The 2,736-nt window shown below is 60.1% G+C and carries 2 protein-coding genes and 1 CRISPR repeat array; both genes read left to right on the plus strand.

Annotated elements, in window-relative coordinates; translation table 11 throughout:
- Positions 1 to 155 precede the first annotated feature (155 nt).
- Positions 156 to 1,039: direct repeats of the CRISPR family, unit length 29 nt; unit sequence ATTGTCCCCACAGGCGTGGGGGTGAACCG.
- Between the two features lie 122 nt (positions 1,040 to 1,161).
- Positions 1,162 to 1,683 (plus strand): hypothetical protein, encoded by a 522-nt coding sequence (locus tag ABEB26_RS26720; RefSeq protein WP_345725146.1) that lies wholly within the window; start codon positions 1,162 to 1,164, stop codon positions 1,681 to 1,683.
- 10 nt (positions 1,684 to 1,693) lie between these two features.
- Entirely contained in the window at positions 1,694 to 2,560 is an 867-nt protein-coding gene (locus ABEB26_RS26725) for an IS4 family transposase (protein WP_345725147.1), read from the plus strand.
- The last annotated feature ends 176 nt before the right edge of the window (positions 2,561 to 2,736 follow it).

Here is a 2,736-nt window from a genome sequence, read left to right on the forward strand (position 1 = left end):
CGCGATATCACTGCAAAATGGGTCACGCTGCCAAACTGGGCACGGATTCGCAACCAATTGGCCATTCGCTTTGACGGACGCTTTCCGGGGTAATGGGGCGAAATACACAATCTACTTGACAGTCCCGATTGGTACGCTCGAATAGTCGCCCGATCATTGTCCCCACAGGCGTGGGGGTGAACCGCGCCGTTGCTCAACCCATTCCATATCCTTCGGATTGTCCCCACAGGCGTGGGGGTGAACCGCCTCATATAAGCGTTCATAGCGTATCTGCGTGATTGTCCCCACAGGCGTGGGGGTGAACCGCTGCAACAGTAAGCCCGCTCTGTTCATGCGGTATTGTCCCCACAGGCGTGGGGGTGAACCGTAGCCTTCCAAGCGGCGAAGCAAGCATTTGACATTGTCCCCACAGGCGTGGGGGTGAACCGTAATCGCTATTCGCGGCTAGACCTATCGTCGAATTGTCCCCACAGGCGTGGGGGTGAACCGGCTGCGGGTTGGGTTGGCTGCGCAGCTGGTGCATTGTCCCCACAGGCGTGGGGGTGAACCGAGCCAACTCTATGTTGCGCTCGATGAGGTGATATTGTCCCCACAGGCGTGGGGGTGAACCGTACGCAACGGCTATGTTTGAATGGGCGAAGCGAATTGTCCCCACAGGCGTGGGGGTGAACCGCTCGCGAGTCCTTAATTTTGGCCGAAGAGCAAATTGTCCCCACAGGCGTGGGGGTGAACCGTCGGGCAAGCAACGGCTGATCACGGCAACGCTATTGTCCCCACAGGCGTGGGGGTGAACCGAAATCCGCGCATGGGCGCGGAGCCATCGGCCAATTGTCCCCACAGGCGTGGGGGTGAACCGCATCACAAAGCAGTCAAACGGTTGGTACAGCGATTGTCCCCACAGGCGTGGGGGTGAACCGCTGGCCACGGCGCTGGCACGCAACGCCGCACGATTGTCCCCACAGGCGTGGGGGTGAACCGCCCACTTGATCTTGATGCAACAAGTGATTACGATTGTCCCCACAGGCGTGGGGGTGAACCGCGAGTCCACCCGATCCGATTGGGTTAGGATAAATTGTCCCCCATGCGCATCAAGCTTAAATGGAAAGGACGCTCTTCTGGCATCATGACATTGCACCACACCATGAATCCGAGGAGCATCCGATGGACATCATACCGCAGATCCGCGCTGCCATGCACACCCTGTTGAGCACCACGACCGAGGCAATTGCTGCCGCTCAGCAGTATGTCAAACGCCCTGACCGTGCCAAGTTTACCCCAAGCACGCTCGTTCAAACCCTCGTCTATGGCTGGCTCGCCCAACCGACGGCCACCGTTGAGCAGCTCGCCCAGATGGCCTGCCGCATCGGGGTCGATGTCTCACCCCAAGCGATTGATCAACGTTTTACGCTGGCCACTGCTGACCTGCTCCGCCAGCTCGTCCTTGCCAGCATCCAGCCCGTCATCGCCGCCAATCCCGTGGCCCTGCCCATCCTTCAGCGCTTCGCCAGCGTGCGCGTCCATGACAGCACATCCATTGGCTTGCCCGATGCCCTGACCAGCACGTGGCGCGGCTGTGGGAATGCAACGACGGGTGGTGGATCAACCCTTAAATGTGGCGTGCAGCTCGATGTGCTCACGGGCACGATCACCGCGCTAGTACCAACTATTACTGGTTGGAATTGACGGCTTTTGAATGCAGCTCGATGTGCTCACGGGCACGATCACCGCGCTCGATCTGGTCAACGGACGGGCGGCAGATCGGGCGCTCCCGCTTCAGCAGCAGGATCTGCCGCCGGGGAGTTTACTGCTCGCCGATCGCGGGTTTTACCATCTGGAGCGCTTGCGCAAGCACGATCAGCACGGGGTCTTTTGGATCACCCGCCTGCCGAGCAACGCCGTCGTTGCCTATCCGGGGCACGCCGCGCAGCCGTTGACCACGTTTGTCCGCGAGCTTGGTCCGGTGACCACGTGGGATTGCGCGATCGTCGTTGGCAAGGAGCGGTACGTCCATGGTCGCCTCGTGGTTACCCGCGTCGCGCAGACGGTTGCCGATCAGCGCCGTGCCCGGATTCGCCAGCATGCCCAGCACCAGCATCGCATGCCATCGGCGGCGGCCTTGGCGCTGGCTGATTGGAATGTGGTGATCACGAATGCGCCGCGCACGCTGATCAGCCCGACCGAGGTCTGGGCGTTCGTGCGGGTGCGCTGGCAGATTGAACTGCTGTTTAAGCTCTGGAAAAGCCACGCGCGGATCGATGATTGGCGCACCGCCAATCCAGCCCGGATACTCTGTGAAATCTATGCCAAATTGATCGGGCTGGTGTTCCACCAATGGATACTCGCGGCCAGCAGTTGGCATGATCCGGAGCGGAGTTTGTTCAAGGCCGCACCGATTGTCGCGGGGATGGCGGGCGAACTGGCGAGCACGCAGGCTGATCCGCCGCAGTTTTTGCGGGTGCTGACACGGCTCGCGGCCTTGATTCAGCGCTGGGCGACGACGAACAAACGTCATCAGCCACCGACCACGGCCCAGCGCTTACGGGCAGTTACGGCATCATGAACAATAAGCTTGATGCGCATGGGGTGAACCGTCGCTTCCTGCATATGTTCTGATGTGGTCATAATTTAATGGACAATCGTTCGTATCCGCTCCACGCCGCTTCAATCGTTGCGGGCGTTTGGTAGCCTAAACCCGAATGCAGCCGTTGGCGATTGTAAAAGATTTCGATGTATTCG

The sequence above is a fragment of the Herpetosiphon gulosus genome, from assembly GCF_039545135.1.
In the GTDB taxonomy this organism is placed as follows: Bacteria; Chloroflexota; Chloroflexia; order Chloroflexales; family Herpetosiphonaceae; genus Herpetosiphon; species Herpetosiphon gulosus.